The organism is Nisaea sp. (genome assembly GCF_040217065.1).
Lineage (GTDB): Bacteria > Pseudomonadota > Alphaproteobacteria > Thalassobaculales > Thalassobaculaceae > Nisaea.
Genome location: NZ_JAVJNX010000011.1, coordinates 427,587 through 447,297, shown reverse-complemented (window position 1 = coordinate 447,297; position 19,711 = coordinate 427,587). Strand labels below are relative to the sequence as shown.

The 19,711-nt window shown below is 62.3% G+C and carries 16 protein-coding genes and 1 pseudogene; 12 read left to right on the top strand and 5 right to left on the bottom strand.

Features of this window, described 5'->3' with window-relative positions:
* Positions 1 to 4 precede the first annotated feature (4 nt).
* The 6 genes from RH950_RS20320 to RH950_RS20290 all read left to right on the top strand — a co-directional run bounded on the left by RH950_RS20320 (position 5) and on the right by RH950_RS20290 (position 6,768).
* A complete protein-coding gene (locus RH950_RS20320) occupies positions 5 to 1,072 on the top strand; it encodes a hemin-degrading factor (protein WP_350059576.1) in 1,068 nt (355 codons plus the stop codon).
* Positions 1,069 to 1,917 carry a heme/hemin ABC transporter substrate-binding protein gene (locus tag RH950_RS20315; RefSeq protein WP_350059575.1) on the top strand — a complete coding sequence of 283 codons (849 nt, stop codon included), beginning with the start codon at positions 1,069 to 1,071 and terminating at the stop codon, positions 1,915 to 1,917. The genes RH950_RS20320 and RH950_RS20315 overlap by 4 nt, the downstream gene beginning before the upstream one ends.
* A 3-nt stretch (positions 1,918 to 1,920) precedes the next feature.
* A complete protein-coding gene (locus tag RH950_RS20310; RefSeq protein WP_350059574.1) occupies positions 1,921 to 2,985 on the top strand; it encodes a FecCD family ABC transporter permease in 1,065 nt (354 codons plus the stop codon).
* Positions 2,978 to 3,778 carry a heme ABC transporter ATP-binding protein gene (locus RH950_RS20305; protein WP_350059573.1) on the top strand — a complete coding sequence of 267 codons (801 nt, stop codon included), beginning with the start codon at positions 2,978 to 2,980 and terminating at the stop codon, positions 3,776 to 3,778. Before RH950_RS20310 ends, RH950_RS20305 begins: the two co-directional genes overlap by 8 nt.
* Positions 3,779 to 3,812: 34 nt before the next feature.
* On the top strand, positions 3,813 to 4,127 hold the full coding sequence (gene hmuQ / locus RH950_RS20300; RefSeq protein ID WP_350059572.1) for a heme-degrading protein HmuQ: 315 nt from the start codon (positions 3,813 to 3,815) through the stop codon (positions 4,125 to 4,127).
* A 496-nt stretch (positions 4,128 to 4,623) separates the two neighbouring features.
* The gene (locus RH950_RS20290) at positions 4,624 to 6,768 is read left to right on the top strand and encodes a methyl-accepting chemotaxis protein (protein ID WP_350059571.1); all 2,145 of its coding nucleotides are present in this window, start codon (positions 4,624 to 4,626) and stop codon (positions 6,766 to 6,768) included.
* A 26-nt stretch (positions 6,769 to 6,794) separates the two neighbouring features.
* Here the strand turns inward: RH950_RS20290 and RH950_RS20285 are convergent, their stop codons facing one another.
* On the bottom strand, positions 6,795 to 8,258 hold the full coding sequence (locus RH950_RS20285) for a RimK family ATP-grasp domain-containing protein (protein ID WP_350059570.1): 1,464 nt from the start codon (positions 8,256 to 8,258) through the stop codon (positions 6,795 to 6,797).
* Positions 8,255 to 9,385: a GNAT family N-acetyltransferase/peptidase C39 family protein gene (locus tag RH950_RS20280; protein ID WP_350059569.1), complete on the bottom strand. Its 1,131-nt coding sequence runs from the start codon at positions 9,383 to 9,385 to the stop codon at positions 8,255 to 8,257. The genes RH950_RS20285 and RH950_RS20280 overlap by 4 nt, the downstream gene beginning before the upstream one ends.
* A 259-nt stretch (positions 9,386 to 9,644) precedes the next feature.
* Here RH950_RS20280 and RH950_RS20275 point away from each other — a divergent pair, with 259 nt between their 5' ends.
* Positions 9,645 to 10,259, top strand: a complete 615-nt coding sequence (locus RH950_RS20275) for a LysE family translocator (RefSeq protein WP_350059568.1) — start codon at positions 9,645 to 9,647, stop codon at positions 10,257 to 10,259.
* Between the two features lie 18 nt (positions 10,260 to 10,277).
* Here the strand turns inward: RH950_RS20275 and RH950_RS20270 are convergent, their stop codons facing one another.
* Positions 10,278 to 11,561, bottom strand: coding sequence for an MFS transporter (locus RH950_RS20270; RefSeq protein ID WP_350059567.1), 1,284 nt, complete (start codon positions 11,559 to 11,561; stop codon positions 10,278 to 10,280).
* A 188-nt stretch (positions 11,562 to 11,749) separates the two neighbouring features.
* Between RH950_RS20270 and RH950_RS20265 the strand changes: the two genes are divergently transcribed.
* The 5 genes and pseudogenes from RH950_RS20265 to RH950_RS20245 all read left to right on the top strand — a co-directional run bounded on the left by RH950_RS20265 (position 11,750) and on the right by RH950_RS20245 (position 17,747).
* Positions 11,750 to 13,135: a diguanylate cyclase gene (locus RH950_RS20265; RefSeq protein ID WP_350059566.1), complete on the top strand. Its 1,386-nt coding sequence runs from the start codon at positions 11,750 to 11,752 to the stop codon at positions 13,133 to 13,135.
* A 453-nt stretch (positions 13,136 to 13,588) separates the two neighbouring features.
* Positions 13,589 to 14,737, top strand: coding sequence for a TonB-dependent receptor plug domain-containing protein (locus RH950_RS20260; RefSeq protein WP_350059565.1), 1,149 nt, complete (start codon positions 13,589 to 13,591; stop codon positions 14,735 to 14,737).
* Between the two features lie 18 nt (positions 14,738 to 14,755).
* Positions 14,756 to 15,571 (top strand): annotated as a pseudogene (locus RH950_RS20255) (TonB-dependent receptor plug domain-containing protein); the annotation flags it as partial.
* Positions 15,571 to 16,155, top strand: coding sequence for a YfiR family protein (locus tag RH950_RS20250; RefSeq protein ID WP_350059564.1), 585 nt, complete (start codon positions 15,571 to 15,573; stop codon positions 16,153 to 16,155). The pseudogene RH950_RS20255 and the gene RH950_RS20250, both read left to right, overlap by 1 nt.
* Complete coding sequence (locus RH950_RS20245; protein WP_350059563.1) at positions 16,152 to 17,747, top strand: ATP-binding protein; 1,596 nt, start codon at positions 16,152 to 16,154, stop codon at positions 17,745 to 17,747. Before RH950_RS20250 ends, RH950_RS20245 begins: the two co-directional genes overlap by 4 nt.
* Before the next feature lie 18 nt (positions 17,748 to 17,765).
* Here RH950_RS20245 and RH950_RS20240 read toward each other — a convergent pair whose 3' ends face one another.
* Complete coding sequence (locus RH950_RS20240) at positions 17,766 to 18,986, bottom strand: aminopeptidase P family protein (protein WP_350059562.1); 1,221 nt, start codon at positions 18,984 to 18,986, stop codon at positions 17,766 to 17,768.
* 166 nt (positions 18,987 to 19,152) lie between these two features.
* Positions 19,153 to 19,686, bottom strand: a complete 534-nt coding sequence (locus RH950_RS20235; protein ID WP_350059561.1) for a hypothetical protein — start codon at positions 19,684 to 19,686, stop codon at positions 19,153 to 19,155.
* Positions 19,687 to 19,711: the final 25 nt, after the last annotated feature.

Genomic DNA, 19,711 nt, shown 5'->3' with positions numbered 1-19,711 from the left:
GACAATGACGACCAGATCGGCGGAAGAATTGCTGAGTGAACTCAATCGCATGAAGGAAGAGCAGGGATTTGTCCGTGCGCGGGCAGCGGCCGATGCGCTCGGCGTTCCCGAGGCTGCCCTTCTGGAAGCGAGGGAGCGTGACGGCAGCGTCCGCCGACTGGCAGTCACCGGCATGGACGTCGCCGGCCTTATCGAGCGCATGCCCGAGGTCGGCGACGTCATGGTCCTCACCCGCAACGAATATTGCGTGCACGAGAAGACCGGAACCTTCGAGAACATGCGGTTCAGCACCCATATGGGCTCGGCCTTCGGCAGGGAAATCGACCTCCGGATGTTCCTCGGGCAGTGGAAGACCGGCTTCTACGTCACCGACGAGTCGCCGAAGCTCACACGCCACTCGCTGCAATTCTTCGACAAGACGGGCGCCGCCGCTTTCAAGATCTATGCGGTGGGCGGCACCGACATGGACGCGTTCGTCGCACTGGCGCGGGATTTCACGAACCTGACGCCTGAGCCGCTGCAGTTCGAGCGGCCCGAGGCGCCAAAGGCGGACCGTCCCGACGACCAGATCGATGTCGAGGATCTGCGCGGGCGCTGGAGCCGCCTCGGCAACGGGCACCAGTTCACCCGCATGCTGGCCGAGCTCGGCATCGGCCGCCATCAAGCCTTGCGGCTGGCGGGCCGCGATTTCGCCAATCCCGTTCCGCCCAGCGCCGTCGAGACCATGCTGCACAGGGTGGCCGAGAGCGGCTTGCCGATCATGTGCTTCGTGCGCGGCCCCGGCTGCATCCAGGTGCATTCCGGCTCGGTCCAGCGCATCAAGCGCGCCGCCGGCTGGCTGAACATCCTTGATCCGCGCTTCAACCTGCATCTGAAGGACGAGGCGATTGATGCCTGCTACGCGGTCTGCAAGACCTCGACCGAAAAGGGCCTGAACATCACCTCGCTCGACTGTTTCGCGGCCGACGGCACGGTGATCTGCCAGTTCTTCCCGGTCCGGGGAGAGGGCGAGGCGGAGCCTGAAGCCTGGCTCTCGCTGATCAACACCTTTGTCGAGGGAGTGGCGGCATGAGGTTTCTGACGGCGTTACTGCTCTCGGCCGTTCTGCTCGCATCCGGCGATGCCCGCGCGGCGGGGCCGCAGCGCATCGTCTCCGCCGGCGGCGACATCACCGAGATCATCTATCAGCTTGGTGCCGGCGACCGGGTGATCGGGCTCGACAGCACATCCAATTTCCCGGCCGACGCGTCCGAAAAGGCGCAGATCGGCTATATCCGGAACCTCGCAGCCGAAGGCATTCTCTCGCTGCAGCCCGATCTGCTGATCGCCGCGCATGATGCCGGCCCGCCGCCCGCGGTCGAGCAGCTCCGGGCCGCCGGTCTGCGGGTCGAGATCGCGCCGAAAGGCGATTCCGTGGCCGGGGTGCAGGAGAAGATCCGCTTCGTCGGCACGGTTCTGGAGCTGCCGGAACAGGCGGAAGCGCTCGCACTCAAACTCGAAGAGGACATGAAGGCCTCCCTCGAGATCGCCGAGGCAAACACGGAGCGTCCGCGCGTCATCTTCGTTCTGAACACGGCCGACGGGGCGCCGCTTGTCGGCGGCACGGAGACCTCCGCGGACGCCATCATCGCGCTGGCCGGAGGCGTGAACGCGGCCGCGGGTTTCGAGGGCTACAAGCCGATGTCCCAGGAAGCGATCATCACCGCCGCGCCCGATGTGCTGCTGATGATGAGCCAGACGGTGGACCGGCTCGGCAGTATCGACGTCATGCTCTCGCGTCCGGAGTTCCAGCTCACGCCGGCCGGCAGGAACCGGCGCCATGTCGCCATGGAAGGCATCCTGCTGTTCAGCTTCGGCCCGCGCCTGCCGCAAGCCGTCCGGGAACTGGCCACGGCATTGCAGCAGAAGGACGGCTGACGGGTGGCTGTGACGACGACCCTGCAGGGACGGGCGGCGGGCATTCTCGGACGCCGCCCGCTGTTCGGCGCCCTGGTGGCACTGCTTGTGCTGATGGCCTTTGCCGAAGTGGCTCTGGGCCCGGTGCGGCTCGGGCCGTCCGATCTGCTCAAAGTTCTGATCGGCGAGGGGGAGCGCGGCCCGACGGCAATCCTGCTGCAGATCCGGCTGCCCCGCATGGTGCTCGGCCTTGCCGTCGGCATCGGCCTGGCGCTGTCCGGCTGCGCCCTGCAGGGCGTGCTGCGCAATCCGCTGGCCGATCCCGGCCTGATCGGCGTCACGGCGGGGGCCGCGGTCGGCGCCGTCGGGGTCATTGTGCTCGGCAATTTCTTCGTCGGCGATCTGCCGGCCGTCGTGCGGCCCTATGCCCTGCCGCTCGGCGCCTTTATCGGCAGCACACTTGTCACCGGGTTCGTCTTCAGTTTCTCCAGCCGGGGCGGCGGCACCAATATCGCCATGCTGATCCTGGCCGGGGTGGCCGTGAACGCCATCGCCGGGGCGCTGATCGGCGCCATGGTCTTCATCAGCAACGATCAGCAGCTGCGGGACCTGACCTTCTGGTCGATGGGCTCCATCGCCTCGGGCAACTGGATGACGGTGACGGTGACCTCGGTGGTTGCCGTAGCCTCCGGGCTGTTCCTCGCCCGCATGGGCCGGATTCTCGATCTGTTCCAGCTTGGCGAGAGGGCGGCGTTTCATGCCGGGGTCGATATCGAGCGGGAAAAGCGCCGCATCGCGCTGCTGACCGCGCTTTCGGTCGGGGCCGTGACGGCGGCGGCCGGGCCGATCGGCTTCATCGGGCTGGTGGCGCCGCATATGGCCCGGCTGATTGTCGGCCCGGCGCACCGGCACGTGCTGCCGGCGGCCGCCCTGATCGGCGGCGCCCTCATTCTCGGCGCCGACCTGATGGTCCGGCTCGCCATACCGCCGACCGAGCCGCCCATCGGGCTCGCCACCAGCATGATCGGCGGCCCATTCTTCCTCTGGCTGCTGATGCGCCGGATGAGAAAGGCAGGCGGCAATGCTTGACGCCCGGGACATTACCGTCAGCTTCGGCAGGACCACTGTTCTGCGGGATGTCAGCCTGCAGGTGCGGCCGGGGGAACTGGTCGCTTTGTGCGGGCCGAACGGGGCCGGCAAATCGACCCTGCTCGCCGCCATGGCCGGAGACTTTCCGCCCGCGCGCGGCCAGATCTTCATCGACGGCGCCGTCATCAGCACCCTGGCGCCGGCCGAACTGGCCCGCCGCCGCGCGGTGCTCGAGCAATCGCCGTCGCTTTCCGCAGGGTTCAGCGTGGGGGAACTTTTGAGCCTGTCCATCCCGCGCACCGTGCCGCCGGACCGGGCCGCCGCGCTGATCGCGCAGAAACTGCATGCCGTCGGCCTCGCCGACCGGATCCACGACACGTGCCAGATCCTGTCCGGCGGCCAGCGCCACCGGGCCCATCTGGCCCGCGTGCTGGTGCAGCTCGCCGCCGCGGACACTCCCGGCACCGGCTACCTGATGCTGGACGAGCCGACCTCGAGCCTCGACATCGCCCACCAGATCACCACCATGCGCATTGCCCGCAGGGCGGCCCGCGAGGGGGCGGGGGTGCTGGTGGTGCTGCACGACCTGAACCTCGCCGCCGCCTTTGCCGACCGGGTGGCGCTGATGCATGCCGGACGCATGGTCGCGGAGGGCGCGGGCGCCGAGGTCTTCACAGCCGGCCGGCTGAGTGCCATCTATGAAACCGAGATAGCCGTGGAACATGCGGACAGCCGGACGCCGCGCATCCTCCCGGTCTACAGCCCGGACGCGCATGCAGGGCCGGACCTTTAGAAACCCTGAAACCAGAGAAACCAGGAGAGACAGAATGTATATCGCCATGAACCGCTTCAAGGTCACCAAGGGCGCGGAAGCGGATTTCGAGACCGTCTGGAAGACCCGGGAGTCCCAGCTCGACCAGGTGCCCGGCTTCGTCGAGTTCCGCCTGCTCAAGGGCCCCGAGGCCGAAGACCACACGCTCTATGCCTCGCACACGCTCTGGCAGGATCACGATGCCTTTGTTGCCTGGACGAAATCAGAGCATTTCCGCAAGGCCCACGCCAATGCCGGCAATGCCGACCGGAAACCGCTCTATCAGGGCCACCCGCAGTTCGAGGGGTTCGAGACGGTGCAGAAGCTCTGATCTGGTTGCGAGATGAAACGAACGCCGGTCCCGGATTGGGGCCGGCCCGTCCGGGCTCCCTCGCGCCGCAGCGCGGTGAAGCAAACACACACGGTGTCAGGACCGGTCACCGCGTGCCGGTCACTCGTCAACCCGGCGCGGAGCTGGGCCGGGCACAGTGTAAAAAACAATGACCGCGTCTCCGCGGCCCAGCTTTTCTGCAGGTAGGCCGCACTTCCCCGGCTGAACGCACGATGACGGGAGCGCATCAAATCCCCGGCGCCCCGCGCCTGAATGCAGCCGGCGTGCGTTTTCTTTCTATTTGCTCTTTTGTTCAAGTAATTAAATAAATATTGAAACAAATTCGATGTCTTGTTCACCGTTTCTCAAATCTTTAGTGCTTTTCTTCCTGTTGTGGGTGTTCTTGCAGGGGGGAAAGCAAAGGTTTTCGTTGAAATTCCTTTGAAAAACCTTCTAGATCGAAAAAAATCAGATCAAGTCTGTGGGGTTGGGGTACGTGAAGAATATCAATCTATCGACAAAAATTCCGGCGCTGGTCGGGATCGCTACCGCTTTGTCCATTCTGGTGGTCGCGTCCTTCAGCTATTTCCAGTCCGCGCACCAGTTGGAAAAGCGCGCGGTCGATCAGCTGGAGGCCCTGTCGGTGGCGCGCGTCCATGCCCTGAAGACCCTGCTGGACACCATCCGCGACGATATGCTGATCGTGGCCGAGAACAGCGGCACGGAGAAAGCGCTGAACGGTTTCAAGTTCGGTTTCCGGCTGTTCGCCCGGAAAGGCAACCCGACCGAGACGCTGCAGAAACTCTATATCGAGGACAATCCCAATCCGGACGGCAGCAAGCAGCTGCTGGATCTGGCGGAAGACGGCTCCGGATATTCCAAATATCACGGCGAGAACCACCCGTGGTTCCGCAAGCTGCAGGACAGCCGCGGCTATGCCGACGTGATGCTGATCGATTCCGACGGCAATATTGTTTACAGCGTTCTGAAGGCTGCGGATTACGCGACCAGCCTGGCCGAAGGCCCGGCGAAGGATACGGAGCTGGCAACGGTCTTTGCCCGGCTGGCGGAAGCCCCCGAGCCCGGGCAGGTCGTGATGACCGATTTCCATGGCTATGCGCCGCGCGGCGGTGCCCCGACCGCCTTTATCGCGACGCCGCTCTTCGTCCGCGGGGAGTTCTCCGGCGGTCTGGTGATCCATATCCCGGCCGAGATGATCGACCGACTGATGCGCGATACCTCCGGCATGGGTGAGACCGGCGAGACCATCCTGGTCGGCGCGGACAATCTCTTGCGCAGCAGTTCCCGTGTGTCCGGTACGGACGCCATCCTGACAGCCGAAGCCAATACCGATGCGGCCGGCAGGGCCCTGGCGGGCGAGGAAGGCATGGTGCAGGAAACCAATTATCTCGGCGAGCCGGTCTATGCCGTCTTCAAGCCCCTGGAATTCGAGGGCGTGCGCTGGGCGGTGCTCGGCGAGATGAGCGAGGCCGAAATCCTCGGCCCGGTGCAGGATATGCGCAACATCCTGGCCGCGGTCGGTGTGGTCATGTTCCTGCTGCTGGCCGGGATCGGCTACACCACGGCGCGCACGGCATTGCGGCCGGTGGTGCAGATGACCGGCGTCATGCGCTCGCTCTCCGAAGGCGATCTCAGCGTCGATATTCCGGGCACGGGGCGCGGCGACGAGATCGGGCAGATGGCCGAATCCGTCGAAGTCTTCCGCGCAAACATGATCAAGAACGAGGAAATGCAGGCCGAGCAGGAACGCTCCCGCGAGCGCCGCGAAGCCCGGGGCAAGCGCATCGAGGAGATCACCGAATCTTTCGACAATGCCGTGAGCGAAGCCCTGCGCAGCGTCGCCAGCGCGACCACCGAGCTCGACTCCACCGCGCAATCCATGGCCAACATTGCCGAGAATACCCAGACCCAGGCGGATTCGGTCGCGGCGGCGTCCGGCGAGGCCTCTTCCAACGTGGAGATGGTCGCGTCTGCGGCCGAGCAGCTGGCCTCCTCGATCCGGGAGATCGGTCAGCAGGTTGACGAATCCACGAGAATCAGTGCCGAAGCCTCGCAGCAGGCCGATCACACCCGCGAGTCCGTGGTCGGGCTGGATCAGGCGGCCCAGAAGGTGGGCGAGATTGTCGGGCTGATCAACGACATTGCCGAGCAGACCAACCTGCTGGCCCTGAACGCGACCATCGAGGCGGCGCGCGCCGGCGAGGCGGGCAAGGGTTTTGCCGTGGTGGCCAGTGAGGTGAAGAACCTGGCGACCCAGACGGCGAAGGCGACCGAGGAGATCACCGCGCAGATCTCCGCCATGCAATCCGAGACGACCAGCGCAGTGAGTGCGATCCGGACGATTTCGGAAACGGTGGCCCGGGTCAGCGAGATTGCCACCGGGATTGCGTCGGCTGTCGAGGAGCAGAACTCCGCGACCAGCGAAATCAGCCGCAATGTTCAGGAAGCGGCGCAGGGCACCCAGATGGTCTCCGCCAATATCGCCTCCATGACCGAAGGGGCGCAGGATACCGGCGCGGCGGCCAGCCAGGTACTGGAGACGGCGCGCGAGGTCGCCCTGCAGTCGAACACGCTGAACGACACCGTGCGCCGGTTCCTTGAAGATGTCCGCAACGCCTGACGGGGCTCAGGTGCTGCCTGCCGCGCCTATCTGGGTTCCAGCCGGACCCGGAACCAGCCAAGCAGGCGGCGCCACAGCTCGTCGCCGAGGACAGCGCCTTCGACACCGGAATCCAGGTTCGGGTTGTCGTTGATCTCGATCACGAAAACCCCGTTCGCGTTCTGCTTCAAATCAACCCCGTAGAGTCCGTCGCCCATCAGGGCGGCGGCCTTCACGGCGACATCGATGACCTCTGCCGGCGCCTGGTCAATCGGCATGGTCTCGAACCCGCCCTCGCGGACCTGGCCGTCCGGGCGGTGATGCACGATTTGCCAGTGCTTGCGGGCCATCAGGTACTTGCTGACGAAGAGCGGTTCGCCCGCCAGCACGCCGACGCGCCAGTCGAAATCCGTCGGCATGAATTCCTGCACCAGCAGCAGGTCCGTATCGCGGAACAGTTCGGTGCTGAGCGCCTTCAGCTGTGCCTCGTCCGTGACCTTGTGCACGCCCCGGCTGAAGGACCCGTCCGGGATCTTCACCACCATGGGAAAGTCGATGGCGCTGGTCGCCTTCGAGAGTTCGCTGGTGGGGGAGAGCACGATGGTCTTCGGGATCGGCAGCTTGGCGGCTTCCAGTTTCTCCTTCAGGAACACCTTGTTGGTGCAGCGGATCATCGACATGGTGTCGTCGATCACCGGCATGCCTTCCTGCTCCGCCCGCCGGGCGAACCGGAAGGTGTGGTCGTTGACCGAGGTGGTCTCCCGGATGAACAGGGCGTCGAACTCGGCCAGGCGCGGCAGGTCCTTTTTCTGGATCGGCTCGACCTGGATGCCCATTTTCTCCCCGACCGCCGCCATGCGTTTCAGGGATTTGAGCTGCGAGGGCGGCAGCGCTTCCTTCGGGTTATGCAGGACGGCAAGGCTCCAGCGCAGCGGGGTTTTGGATTTCGGGCCGGACCAGGCGCGCCGGCAATGGACGTCCATGGCCTCGATCAGGAAGGCCTTGTTGTCCGCATTGACCCGCTTCAGGGAGAGCGGTTTCAGATGCCGGATACGGGCCCAGTCGCCGGCATCCACTTTCACGGCGATGCCGGGGCAGCGATACCAGTCGAACAGCAGGCGGGCGAATTTCTCGTAGCCGGGCCGGGCCGGGCGGCCGAAGGCGACGATGAACTCGAAACCTTCCGCACCGGTGTCCCCGACGCGGGCGCGGTCCTTGTTCAGCGCCTCCTCAAGCTCGGGCAGGGCGGAGGCATAAAGGCTCTTGCGCGACAGCTCCAGCATGGTCTGGACGCTCGGCATGACCCGGTGTCCGCGCGCCTCGGCCAGCAGCGAGGCGTAATAGCCGGCGCTCTGGTAGGCGTAGCTGCGGGCCATGTTGATGACGATCGGGCGCGAGCGCTCGAACAGCGCCGGTGCGGCGAGATAATCCCGAACCGACATCACCTTGTGCAGCGTGTCTGTCTGGTCGATATCCTTCCGGCTTTCGGTCAGAACCAGCCAATCCGTCATTCCGCCTGTTCCTTTCGAACAATGACCGCGGCCCGCAACCGGCCGCGTCCCCAGCGGGCCATCCGCTCGAAGGCCTCCCTGGGGATGGGCAGGGCCGCGGCCGCGCTTTCGGTTTCCAAAGCATCTTTCTCGACCCACGGGTCGTGGATCAGGAAGCGTCCGTTTTCCTCGCCATAGACCAGCACCCAGTGCGGCGTCCGGCTGCCCAGCATCTGGTACAGGCTGACCAGCACGATCGCGTAGGCGCCCTCCTCGAGTGCGGCACTCAGGGCGTTATTGTCCAGCGGTTCGATATGAACCGCGATACCCAGTTCATCCGCCTCGCGCCGGTAGTCCTCCTGGATCAGGGTCAGCGCCTCGCGCTGGTCCTTGAGGCGGACACTGTCGATGAAGAGCGGCGGTTCCCGGTTGAGGAACACCTCGACCGACAGCCCCTTGCGGGCGAGAGCGACAGCCATGCCGACCGGCTCGCAGCCGCCATGCCCGCTCTGCATGAAGACCGTCGTGGATTCCCGCCACAGGCGGAACTCCTCGACCCGGCTGAAACCGACGGCCGGATCGAACGCTTTCAGGGCCATCATCATGCAGGCGGGCCCGCAGGTGAATTCGGAGGTTTGGGAGTAATAGGAGGGTGCATTCGCCGTCAGCACCGAGCGGACAAGCGGCTTCTCGAACCGCAGGGCGTCCGCGTGATCCTCGTAATAGTCGAGATATTTTCCGAACTGCCTGTATCCGAGACGGGTATAGAGGGCGATGGCCGCCGCATTGTCCGGCCGGACCTCGAGTCGGAGCGAGAGGCAGTCATGGTCGCGGGCGATGTCCTCGCCGGCGCCCATCAGCGCTGCCGCAAGGCCGCCGCCGCGTGCCGAGGGGGCGAGGGCAATGGAGTACAGCCGGGCCAGCGCCGTGCCCCGCCGGTACAGGATTAGCACATAGCCGTTGATACCGGCCTCGCCCTCGGACACCAGCAGCGTGCTGCGGCCGTGGCGGATGAAGTCGCGGAAGCTGCGGCGGCTGAGCCGGTCGCTGTCAAAACAGGCGTTTTCGATGTCGACAAGGGCATCAAGGTCGGCCAGAGAGGATTCACGAATCCGGATGTCCGCCCGGGTCCTGGACGGATCGGTCATGTCCTGCCTCTCACCCATTGACGAGATCACTCAGCCACACTCCTGCAATGTCATTGATTGGGGAATGCAGGGTCGGGCCGAGCCCCCGCCGTCTCCCGTTTTCCGTGCTGGAGAGTAGCGATTGTCATGGGCGCTGTCTTGCTTATCCGTATGGCGCGGCCCGCAAAAAACAGGGCTCAGCATTGCATGATTGGCAGACGCTTGCCGCAGCCGGTTGCGCCCATCAGAATGCTTTTCCGACCGATGAAGGAAACGGATCATGGACGTCTCATCTCTTCTGGTTTTCGCTGTCGCCCTAGCGCTTGCCGCAGGCTCACCGGGGCCGAGTCTGGCTGCGCTGGTGGCCCAGGTGCTGGCGCGCGGCTGGCAGGCCGTGATGCCCTTCCTGGTGGCGATGTGGCTGGGCGAGCTTGTCTGGCTGACCATGGCGGTGGTCGGGCTGGCCGCGGTCGCCGAGGTCTTCCACACAGCCTTCCTCGTGATCAAGTGGCTTGGTGTCGGCTATCTCGCCTTCCTGGCCTGGAAGATGTGGACCGCGCCCGTGGAGACGGATGGCGGGCGCCTGCCGGAGCCGCGCAGCGGTCTGAAGATGTTTCTCTCCGGCATGTCGGTCACCCTCGGCAATCCGAAGATCATGCTGTTCTATCTCGCCCTGCTGCCCACCCTGATCGATCTCGGCTCCGTCTCCTTTGCCGACTGGGCGTCGATCTCGGTCACGCTGGTCTGCGTGCTGGCGGCGATCGATCTGATTTATGTGGTGATGGCGGCGGGCGCCCGGACCCTGATGCGGAGCCCGCGCGCGGTGCGCATCGCAAACCGCACCAGTGCGACGGTGATGGGCGGGGCCGCGATCGCCATTGCCGTTCGGCAGTAGCACCGGGATAGCGCTGCTTCAGACGGCCGGCTTGTCCTGTCCGGTGGACGGGTCTTTGCCCGCATTTCCGTCGGCCGGGGGCAGCGGATCCACGGTGGAAAGCGTCTGTGCCAGCACCACGGCGTCGCTGAAGGGAATGTGTTCCTCCAGAGGCGCCGGGCTGCGGACCCGCATGCGGTAGGCGCAGAAGCCGGCGGCAAGGATGTGGATGGCCGCGGTATAGGCGAACAGATACTTGATTCCGACCAGATCGATCAGCGCCGACGCTGTCAGCGGTCCGGCGATGGCGCCGACAGCGAAAACCAGCAGCAGCCCGCTTGCCGCCTCGACATAGTCGGACGGCTCGGTGATGAAGTCGTTCAGGTGGGCGACGCTGAGGGAATAGACCGGGAAGGCGAAGACTCCGAAGCAGAACCCGAAGATATAGAGGCCGTAAGGCACCTGGTTCGCGAACAGCACCATGCAGATGGCGGACGCCGCCGCGCCGAGGCAGGCGCCGATGATCACCTTACGCCGGTCCATCCGGTCGGACAGGCTGCCGATCGGCCACTGGCCGATCGCTCCGGCAATCACCACGATGCTCATGAACCAGGCGACATTGGACACCGAGGCCGTACCCATCGAGGTCAGGGCGTAAACCGGGGCGAGGGTCCAGAAGGCGCCGTTGGCGAGGCCGACCGCGACGCAGCCGACAACGCCGACCGGGGAAATCCGGAACAGCCGTTTCAGCCGCAGCTGCACCATGTCGAGCGGCGCCGGCTGTTCGATCCGGGTCAGCGCGATCGGAACCGCGGCGATGGAGACCAGGATCGAGGCGAAGGCAAACAGCGGAAAACTGGCGGGATCGGCTGTCATCAGCAGCATCTGGCCGGCCGTGATCACGGTCAGATTGATGATGGTGTAGACGGAGAAGACCAGACCCCGTGTCTCGTTCGTCGATTTTTCGTTCAGCCAGCTCTCGATCACCATGTAGAGCACGGCGAAGCAGAAACCGGTCGTTGCCCGCAGCAGCCACCAGACGACCGGCTCCACAATCAGCGCATGGATCAGCACGACAGAGGAGGCGACGGCGACCATGCCGGCGAAGGTGCGGATATGCCCGGCGACCCGGATCACCCGCGGGCCGTATACACACCCAGCCAGGAAACCCAGGAAATAGGCCGAGCCCAGGATACCGATATCGAACGAGCCGAAGGATTCCATCCCGGCGCGGACCGGCAGCAGGGTGCCCTGCAGGCCGTTCCCCATCAGGAGAATCGCGACGCTGAGAAGCAGCGGAAAGAAAGGGGATATAGAGGCCATCGGGGCGGGACTATAGGCGGGAGGCGGCGTCAACTCAAGGCCGGCCTGCGAGAGGACAGAGCGGCAAGACCCGGAACGATTCGCGGGCGGATCAGCGCAGAAGTTTTCAGTTTATCGAAAAAGTGATACAAAAAAGTGCATATGGGAACACTCACCATCTGCTGACATACAGGAAGTGAGGCGCGCTTGTGGGTATCAGCGATATCAGTGGCCTGAAGCTCAGCAGTCTCCTCGAACACGCGCATATCGGCGTCGTTATACACAAATTCGACACATCCATCGTCTATGCAAATCCGACGGCTTTGCGGCTTCTGGGCCTCGAATACGATCAGATCCTGGGGCGGGACGCCGAAGATCCCGGCTGGTATTTCATTGACGAGTTTTCAAACAAGCTTCCCCCCTGCGCATACCCGGTCAACAAGGTGAGCAGCGCAAGCCAGCCTCTTTTCAACGAGATTATCGGCCGCTTCGACATCAAGACCCAGGAGGTTGTCTGGTACCTCGTCAATGCCTATCCGGAGACCGAGAACGAGAGTCGCTTTATCGTCGTCACGTTCAACGAGATTTCCGATCAAAGACATCTCTTCTCTTATCGTGACATTGTCGAGAACACGCAGGATGTCATCATCGTCACCTCCGCAGAACAGGTGGCCGAGCCGTTCGGCCCGCAAATCGTCTTTGTCAATCGGGCATTCGAGGAGCTCACCGGCTACAGCGCTGCTGAAGCCATAGGGGAAACGCCCCGTATCCTGCAGGGAAAAGGGACCGACCGGGCCAGTCTCGATAGAATCCGCGATGCCCTGGTCCGGCGCGTTGCGATCCGTGAAACGGTCCTGAATTATTCAAAGTCCGGCAAGCCGTACTGGCTCGACCTGGAGATTTTCCCTCTCCGCAACCGGTTCGGGAAGGTCACGCATTTCGCGGCCATCGAGCGCGACGTGACCGAGAAGACGTTCCACGCCGACCAGCTGGAAAAGCGGAACGAAGACCTGAAGGCGCTGAAAGCCAGCCTGGAGCTATTGGTCGAGGAGCGAACGAAGGAGCTGCGGTCCGCCAATTTCGAGCTTCACAAGATGGCGCATTACGACGACCTGACCGGCATTCCGAACCGCCGCAGTTTCATGGACCAGGCCAAAAAGATGCGTAGTCTTGCCCGCCGGCATGGCTTCACATTTGTCGTCGGGGTACTCGACCTGGATCACTTCAAGAAGGTCAATGACACGTTCGGGCATGATGCCGGCGATGCCGTCCTCAAGATGATTGCCGACATCCTCAAGGCCGAGTTTCGGGATGAGGACGTGTTCGGCCGGGTCGGTGGCGAGGAATTTGCCTTTGCCCTGCTTCTCAAAGAGGCAGCTTCGGTTGAGAATGCGGCCAGGCGGGTCCTGAAAGCGATCGCGGCGCGCTCTTTTTCGGTGAAAGACGACGAATTGCGGATAACCGCCAGCATCGGACTCTGCCTTGTCGACGGCCTGGACGCTGCCAGTCTGGATCGGTGTCTGAAAGTCGCTGACGAAGCGCTCTATACGGCCAAAGACGACGGTCGAAACCGGATTGTCTCGCAAACGCTATGAGGCCCTCTCCGGGCCGGTTACGATACAGTAGAGACGTGGCGAGAGAATAGTATTCGGACGGAAGAAATCAGATCTACAACGTCTTCATAGTGCATTTTCGAAAATAAAACGTTGCCCGCCTTAAGTCGAGGAGGTTTTGGTCGACGCGATGGGCATTTTTTGTCGCCGTATACTGTGTGAAATGGGAGGCATACTTTCTGGCCCAGAAAAATCATGGAAAATGACAGGTGAATTGCAATTCTGACGGTCAGGTTAAGTGGTTGTTTACCTTGTGTGTCGTTAGCTGAGGCCGCACGATCTGTTTCAGGTGAAATCAGGGAGTGCCAGCGTTCGGGGCGAATATTCTTAGCCAAAACCATGGTTTGAGGAAGTTGGGGGGAACGGTCGGAGGGAGAATATACGGGGTTGTGGTGACAGGCCTGTATCCTGACGACCGTCCAGTAAGGTCAGTCAATGATGCGTTACTATATTGCGGTAGCCAGTCTGTTCGCAGCTGCCTCCGTACTGGGAATATCTCCGGCCCATGCTTCCGCTAGAGCGCTCGATTATACAGAGCTTTCCCTTGAGCAACTGATGCAGGTCGAGATTACCTCCGTTGCGAAACGTCCCGCCTCCGTCCTTGATTCGCCGGCCGCGGTCTATGTCCTTACAAATGAGGACATCCGGCGATCGGGAGCACGATCCATTCCCGAGGCGTTACGCTTTGTGCCCGGGTTGAATGTTGCGCGAACGAGTTCAAGTGGCTGGGCAATCTCGGCACGTGGCGACAACAGTTCGTTCGCCAACAAACTCCAGGTCATGATTGACGGACGCTCGATCTACACACCGCTCTTCTCCGGTGTGTTCTGGGACCGGCACGACACCCTGCTTGAAGACATCGAGCGTATAGAGATTATTCGCGGGCCGGGTGCATCGCTTTGGGGAGCGAATGCGGTGAACGGCGTCATCAATGTCATCACCAAGAATGCCAAAGACACGCAGGGAACCTATCTGTCCGCTGGCTACGGAACCGGCGACGAAGTCCAGGGCAGTGCACGATACGGCGGTACGGCCGGCAGGAACGGGCATTACCGCGTGTATGGCAAGGCCTTGTATGAAGGCGCAGAGCAGGCGATTGACGGCGGTGACGGGGCGGACGACTGGCTCTCGGCGCGTGGCGGCTTTCGTGTCGATGCGACCGGTCCGGAAGGAGATGTCTGGCAGCTGCAGGGGGCAAGTTTCGGCAGTGAAGTCGGCAGCGCCGGCATTTTGCCGTCCCTCTCGGCACCCTATAGCTCAACACAGGAGCTGGAGACTGATGTTTACGGCCAGTATGCGCTCGCTTCCTGGTCGCGCGAGCTTTCAGAGACAAACAAGATCGAGGTTCGGGGCTATGTGCAGCGCACCACGTTCGAGGATGACCGGCTCCGTGAAGAGCGCAACATCATTGATCTGGAAGCGGATCAAAATCTGACTGTCGCGGACAGGCACCAGATCGTCTGGGGGATCGGCGCTCGCTATAGCAATGACAATATCCGAGAGACGGACATATACCGTTTCGGCGACGCGGATGACAGCCAGTATCTGGTCAACGGCTTCTTCCAGGACACGATGAGTTTCTAGGGTGACGCGGTTGATGTCACCGTCGGCAGCAAATTTGAATACAATAGTTATACGGGGATGGAGGTTCAGCCAAGCGCGCGCGCTCTCTGGCATGTAAATGACGAACACACCGTATGGGGCGCCGTTTCCCGTGCAGTGAGAATACCGTCGCGCGCGGAGGATGACGTCGATTTGCTGCTTGCCGCAATTCCGCCTTCAGGCAGTTTCCCTTTGCTTACCGAGTCCAGGCTGGTTGGAAACACAGCGCTCAGGGCCGAGGAACTCCTCGCTTTCGAGGCGGGACACCGCTGGCAATACAGCGACAGTCTCTCTTTTGACCTTGCCGCCTTCTACAATATGTATGACCACCGGGTATCGGCCGAAACGGGCCAGAGCTATACCGTCAGTCGCAATGGCGTGAACAGTCTGGTGGTTCCAATTATCATCAATAACAACGGCGAAGCAGATACTTACGGTTTCGAGCTTCTCGCAAACTGGCGCCCGATGGACAGCCTGCGACTGCAGGCGTGGTATGCCGCGCTTGAGCATTCCGAGGATACCGCCGGTGATCCGCAGCATCAGGCATCGCTGCGAATCTCCTACGACATCTCCGATTCTGTGATCATCGATGGTTTCGGGCGCCATGTGAGTGAGCTGGGCGACGGTGCCGTGAGTTCCTACACGGAAGCCGGCGCGCGTCTCGCGTGGTTCCCGTCCCCAGGTCTTGAACTTGCCCTAGTCGGCCAGAACCTTCTGCGGAACGACCATCTCGAATTCAGCTCCGATACCCTGACAGGCACTCAATCCACACGAATAGAACAATCTATCTACGGTTCCGTGACGCTGAGGTTTTGATGCTGCCACACCGTACATTCCTCGATGTGAGAACGGCTTCGCGCTTTTTTTGCGCGTTTCTGGTCGTGCTCCTCGGTGTCAGCGCGACTGCCGTGGCGACAACGAAAGACAGTGTCCAGATTGATGCGGTCAAGGCGGCTTTCGTCTTCAATTTCGCGAAATTCACAATGTGGCCCGAGCACCGTCTGCAGGATGCCGAAGCCGCGATCGTCTTCTGTCTGCACCGGGAGGATCTCGACCATCGGGCCGCTAAAGACCTGGAACGTCAAAAAATAGACAAACGTTCCGTCACAGTCCGGATTCTTGAAACGGAATCCGATATCAGGGGCTGCCACCTGCTATTCCTGAGTCTCAGCTTATCAAGAGCCGAGACCGGCACTCTGGTGGAGCAATCGAAGCAGGAAAATGTGCTCCTGATATCCGACATGCCGGGATTCGCCGAGCGCGGCGGGCATATCGCCCTTGTCACTGAAAAAAACCGGTTCCGTTTCAAGATCAACCTTGAATCCACTATCGACTGCGGGCTGAAACTCAGCTCGAAACTTCTGCAGTTGGCGGACATCGTCACGACGAGCGAGCCATGAGAAGAACCCTGCTCAACTGGTTCGGCGATCTCTCGCTCCGGGCGAAATTCACGACCGTCACAACCTTCGTCGGACTGACCGCGACTCTCTTTGCGACGGCAGCCTTTCTCTTCTATGCAAACACCGCCAGCCGGGATGCCCTCGTCCGGGAGATGACCGCGCTCGGGCGGATCACCGCGGAGAACATGGGCGCGGCTCTGGTCTTCCAAGATCCGGGTGCGGCAGCCCAGGTGCTAGCGGCACTCAAAGCCCGCCCGGAAATTCACGGTGTGCGGGTGCATCGCCAGGACGGAACATCTTTCTCGGAATTCGGGATACCGCTTGGTGATGATCTGCTGGCCAGCCTGCCGGCAATTGGTGATCACGCATTTCTGGATGATTATCTGGTGATCGTCGAACCGGTCATGCTGAGCGGAGATCTGGTCGGAACCGTCGAACTGGTCGCGGGACTGGATGAGCTGCGCGGCGCACGGAACGCGCTGCTTGGAATTGCCGGCGTGATCACGATCATTTCGGCGCTGATTGCGCTCGGCTTGTCCGCCGCGTTGCAGCGTCTGCTGGTGAGGCCGATTACGCATCTCGCGGAGGTCATGAGCCATATCAAAACGGAGCGTGCCTACGGCCAGCGCGCTGTCCGTGAAACCAATGACGAGTTGGGAGAGTTGATTTCGGGCTTCAACGACATGCTCGCGCGGGTCGAAACCCAGCACAAGGAGCTGTCCGTCTACAGGGCTCACCTGAAACAGCTGGTGCACGAACGGACGGAGCAACTGGAAGACACAAACACGGCGTTGCAGGGAACGGTGGATGCCTTGCGGCAGTCGCGTGATGAGCTCGAAGCGGCGAACCAAGAAAAGACGACTTTCATGGCCAACATGAGCCACGAATTGCGGACGCCCCTGAATGCCATCATCGGGTTTTCCGAGGTCATGTCCCAGAAGATATTCGGCCCTCTCGGGAGCGAGCGCTACGAGATCTATTCACACGACATCACCAATAGTGGCAGGCACCTCCTCGGCATCATCAACCAAATCCTTGATATGACGAAGCTTGAGGCGGGCAAGATGGATATCGAGTGTGAGCCGGCCGCGCTCAAGGAGATACTCGATCAGGCCCTGATGATCGCCGGTCCCATGCTCCACGAGAAGAACATTTCGCTTGTCATGAATTATCCTTCGGACCCGTTGCCGCTTCTTGATTGCGATCCGGTGCGGGTCAGGCAGGTGATCATCAATCTGCTTTCCAATGCAGCAAAGTTTACCGAGGGGGACGGGCGTGTCAGCGTGTCGGTCGAACTGCTGGATGACCTGTTCATCCGGATAGCAGACACCGGAATCGGCATTGCCGAGGAAAATCTTGAACGCGTGCTGACACCGTTTTCGCAGGTTGAGAAGGCCTATGCACGTGAGCACCATGGAGCCGGTCTGGGGCTGTCGCTGAGCAAGGGATTGGTGGAACAGCATGGCGGTACGCTGTCGATCAGCAGCACGCAAGGCATCGGGACGACGGTAACCATCAATTTCCCCCGCACCAGACTCCTGCCGAAGGATGTCAGCGGCAATCCCGAAGACACGAGGAAACGGGCCTGCTGAGGGCCCGTTTCCTTGTCTTCATGCGGCGACGATATTGTGCGCCGGGCCGTAGGGAAAGCCGGTGATGTTTTCCGCACCATCCTCGCCGATCACCAGAATGTCGTGCTCCCGGTACCCGCCGGCGCCGGGTGTGCCTTCCGGCACCCACAGCATCGGTTCCATGGAGACCACCATGCCGGGCTGCAGCACCGTCTCGATATCCTCGCGCAGCTCCAGCCCGGCCTCGCGGCCGTAATAGTGCGACAGGATCCCGAAGGAATGCCCGTAGCCGAAGGAGCGGTAGTCGAGCAGGCCTTCCTCGTGGAAGAAGCTGTTGATCCCGGCACAGATCTCGTCGCAGCGGGCGCCGGGCTTGATCAGCGAGAGACCCAGTTCATGCGCCGCCACATTGGCTTCCCAGAGCCGGCGGGTTTCCGTGTCGGGCTCGCCCAGCGTCAGGGTGCGTTCCAGCGCGGTGTAATAGCCGGAAATCATCGGGAAGGTGTTGAGGCTGAGCAGGTCGCCCGCTTCCAGCGTGCGCATGGTCACCGGGTTGTGGGCGCCGTCCGTGTTCAGCCCGGCCTGGAACCAGACCCATGTGTCCCGCATCTCGTTGTCCGGAAAGGCCTCCGCGATGGCCAGTTCCATGGCGTCCCGCCCGGCCATGGCGACGTCGATTTCCCGTGTGCCCGGACGGATCGCATCCCGGATCGCGGCACCGCCGATATCGGCGATACGCGCGCCTTCGCGGATCAGCGCGATCTCCTCCGCCGACTTCACCATGCGCTGGCGCATGGCCGCGGGGGCAATGTCGACGGTCTGTCTGATGCCGGCGACCCCTTCCAGCGCCGCGCGCGCCTGCAGGGTGAGGTGGTCGCCCTCGATGCCGATCCGGTCAGCCTTGCCGACCAGTTCGCGGACCGCGCGCCAGAAATTGTCCCGCTGCCAGTCGGTGTAGATGACGTTGTCGGCGACGCTGCGGCGCCAGGGCTGGCCGCCGTCGATATTGGCGGAGACGGTGGTGCAGGCATCCGCAGTGACGACGCAGCCGAAGGGCCGGCCGAAGCTGCAATAGAGGAAGCCGGAATAATAGGCGATGTTGTGCATCGAGGTGAACAGCACGGCGGGCAGGCCGTGCTCGGCCATGATCACGCGCAGGTCGCGGAGCCGGCGCTCATATTCCGCCGTCGAAAAGGGCAGGGGCGCCTTCTCTCCGTTATGCCGGGTGAAATGGGTGGGGCGTTGTTGTGGCGTCAGCATCCTGATCTCCTGTCCGACGGACGCGGGCGCGCCCGGTAATCCATCCGGGCGTGCAGGATGCTGGATCACCCCCGATTTCTCCCGGGGGCCGCATGCGTGAACCAGGTTCGCGGCGACGCCATCGCCGCGCATGCGGGGGGAGAGTAGTTCCGGCAATCCGCTTTGGTCAACGGTAAGTATCGCGACGTCGTATGCGGGCTTCCTCGTTTATGTCGCGGGCCTGTTGAAAGGCTTCACGTCGTCGCCATTCAGTCTCGCTTCCCGGGGTGAAAGTTAGATCAAGGCGATCAGCCAGGGCCTTGCTCCATGGCAGAATCGCTGGGTCATGCTTCAAGTTCATCCCGGCTTCACGAATAAAGGCGATGTTGTCGCCGTAGTGCTCATCATTGTCGGCGCGCGGACGGTCGAGCTTGGCACGGAACTCTGAGAGCGATTTTGACCAGTAATGGTTGACCCGAAGGACACTTGTTTCGAGCCGTTCGTTGAAGGCGTTCAGAGTCGAATCTTCGAGTGGCTGTCCGCTGGGACCAACGGCGCGTGCATCGTTTCTGTAGAGGAAGCTGTGTGGTGAGATCATCCGCTCTACCTCGTTTGGCTGCACGATGCTCTTGATATGGGCGTTGTAGGGGTAATAGCTCGTAACCTTGTCTGTCGGATGCCCTTCCTTCAGGAAGGCAGGTTCGTTAGTGCGGAAGTCCATTGCGCCACAGAGTTGATAGCTTGTT